The following is a 2,326-nucleotide window of genomic DNA, read 5'->3' as shown; positions in this document are numbered from 1 at the left end:
GCCCCGGGCGGTCGCGGTGTCAGCCGGTCACCCACCAGGACAGCGAGGTGGTGAGCGAGGGCCGCAGTGCGGGGTCGATCACCGCCGGGGTGGGGTCGGTCGCGACGGCGGTGAGCCGGTGGCCGATGCCCCGCGGGGCGGGGGCGAAGCCGAAGGAGGAGAGCGGGACGGTGGTGTGGTCGCGCAGCTGCACCAGCTCGCGCCCGTCCTCGTACCAGCGCAGTGTGGTGCCGGGGACGGGCAGTTCGACGGTCAGCCGGCCGGCGGAGTCCAGGGTGCTTCCGGCCCGCGTGGTGCTGGTGACGGTCGCGGCGTGCCGGTAGAACCCGGCGATCATCGCCTCCCGGCCGGGGAGGTTGAACTCGCGGCCGAGCGACCGCATGATCGAGTTCTCGGTGGGCCGCTGCAGCCCGGCGGGGTAGTAGCCGCCGCCGGTGTAGCTGCCGACAGTCCCGCCGTCCGGCGAGGTCCGGCCGAGCCAGCGGTACCACTTCGCGTGCTCGCCGCGCATCCGGTCGGCGGTCAGCGTGCTGATGTTGGACTCGGCGGGCTCGGCGCCCTGGTAGGTGCCCTGGCCGTCGTAGAAGTACTCGTCGGCGAGCTTGCCCAGCGAGTGGCCGGTCTCGTGCACGGCGATCTGCCCGGAGCGGCTGTTGCCCCCGGCCACGGTCGCGATGCCCTCGTACCCGAGCGGGGACTGTACGTCGTTGTAGCCGGCGCCGCCGTACTTGGCGGTGTTGGCGACCACCAGGACCAGGTCGGCCTGCGGGGCCTTCGCGGCGTACCGCTCCACGGCCTTGACGTCCACGCAGAGCAGGCGCTCGATGTCGTCGCACCAGAAGTAGGAGCCGAGCGCCGTGTTGCGGACGGTGGCGCGGTCCGGGTCCCCGGTGACACCGGACTCGGCCGAGACCGCGTCCACGGCCCAGACGTTGAACAGCCCGCGGTAGGTGGCGTAGGGCTCGACGGCGCTGAGTTCGCGCCACTTGGCGGCGGCGTCGGCGCGGAACTTCTCCTGCTCCCCGGCGGTGTAGCCGTCGCCGATCACCACCACGTCCAGTTTGGTGTCCGTGCCGCCGTTGGTGACGATCGGCGTGACGTCGCCGTCGCCCGCGAGGGCGGGCGGCCGTTCGGCGAGGTACGGCGAGGCGGGGGAGACCTCGGCCCGGGTGATGCCGCCGTCCTCGGCGAACACCTCGACCTGCTGCCCCCGTGCCGTGGGCCCGTCGGTGGGTGCCGCCCCGGCCGGTACCGCCGTCAGTGCAGTCATGGACATGACACCTATGAGGATGGCAGTGGCCAACCTGTTCCTGCGCACACGGGCTCCTTCGCGAGTGGAATTTTACTGGCACCACCCATTGGACGGGGTGCCGCCCGCGAAGGGAAGACCCCGGGCGCGCCGAAGCCGCCCCTCCGGCGGGGAGGGGCGGCCTTCGCGGGTGTGTCCCGGCGGGAGGTCAGGACTCCTTGACGACCAGCGTCTTGGCGGCCTTGTCGTGCAGCGCCTGCTGGAGCGGCTTGTCCCACAGCGGCCAGAGCACGTTGAGGAGCGAGAACAGCGACCCGATGCAGTACACGGCGCCGGGGAGGGCGTAGACGGCCGCGCGGGTCAGGTGGCCGCTCTCGGTCGACGGGCCGCCGTGGCCGAGGTCGACGACCCGCAGGCGCATCGCCTTCTTGCCGACCGTCTGGCCGCCCTGGGTCATCAGCATCGCGGCCTCGTAGCCGAAGGCGACCAGGGCCACCAGGGCCGAGTACAGGAAGGAGTTGTCGATGAGGATGTACAGCAGGAGATTCGGTTCTCGGCAGGTGGCTTCGGCCCCTTCGCCCGGGTGGAGCAGAGCGATGGCGCCGTACTGGAGCTCGGCTGGAGCGGGCAGTTGCCGAAGCCCGAGGTCGAAGGAAGCCGAGCCGTCTACCGCGGCGTGGTGGCCGAGGGCGCCGGTGATCTCGTGGCCACCGCGCTGCCCACCGGGCTGCGCTTCGACGTCGTCCTCAACCGCCGCCCCGCGGGCCTCGTGGAGATCAAGGTCCCGGTGATCGGCAAGGGACTCCGGATCGGTAAGGAGGACGGCGGCCGGTTGACGGTCAAGGACGGGGACACGGTCATCGCGACCTCCTCCGCCCCGGTCCTGTACGACGCCGACTCCCCCTTGGCGCGCCACCCCGGAAAGGACCGCAGGGACGCGTCCGTCCGCGTGCAACGCGGGCACGTCGGCGACGTCACGGCCGATGTGACCGGCGAGTCGGCAGGGCCAACCGGGGCCCCTGGCCCAGGCCGGGGCGGCTCCGCCTGCCGGGTCGGCTGGCCCGGCGGGGGCGCCGG

Annotated in this window: 2 protein-coding genes and 1 pseudogene; 1 reads left to right on the top strand and 2 read right to left on the bottom strand. The window is 72.6% G+C overall.

The genetic code is table 11. The features are described from left to right. Positions 1-19: 19 nt before the first annotated feature. Both ABZ885_RS39615 and ABZ885_RS39610 read right to left on the bottom strand, forming a co-directional pair. Positions 20-1,270, bottom strand: a complete 1,251-nt coding sequence (locus ABZ885_RS39615; protein WP_360199819.1) for a M64 family metallopeptidase — start codon at positions 1,268-1,270, stop codon at positions 20-22. A 187-nt stretch (positions 1,271-1,457) separates the two neighbouring features. After that, complete coding sequence (locus ABZ885_RS39610) at positions 1,458-1,760, bottom strand: RDD family protein (RefSeq protein ID WP_360199821.1); 303 nt, start codon at positions 1,758-1,760, stop codon at positions 1,458-1,460. A 72-nt stretch (positions 1,761-1,832) separates the two neighbouring features. Here ABZ885_RS39610 and ABZ885_RS39605 point away from each other — a divergent pair. Beyond that, a pseudogene (locus ABZ885_RS39605) lies at positions 1,833-2,326 on the top strand (hypothetical protein); the annotation flags it as partial.

Origin of the sequence: Kitasatospora sp. NPDC047058, from assembly GCF_040643935.1 — a bacterium.
Classification (GTDB): Bacteria; Actinomycetota; Actinomycetes; order Streptomycetales; family Streptomycetaceae; genus Kitasatospora.
The sequence above is the reverse complement of the archived record's forward strand: the minus strand, read 5'-3'. Positions and strand labels throughout refer to the sequence as shown.

Coding starts and splice junctions, on each gene's coding strand:
- ABZ885_RS39615 (WP_360199819.1), bottom strand. CDS start 1,270: ATGACTGCACTGACGGCGGTACCGGCCGGGGCGGCACCCACCGACGGG.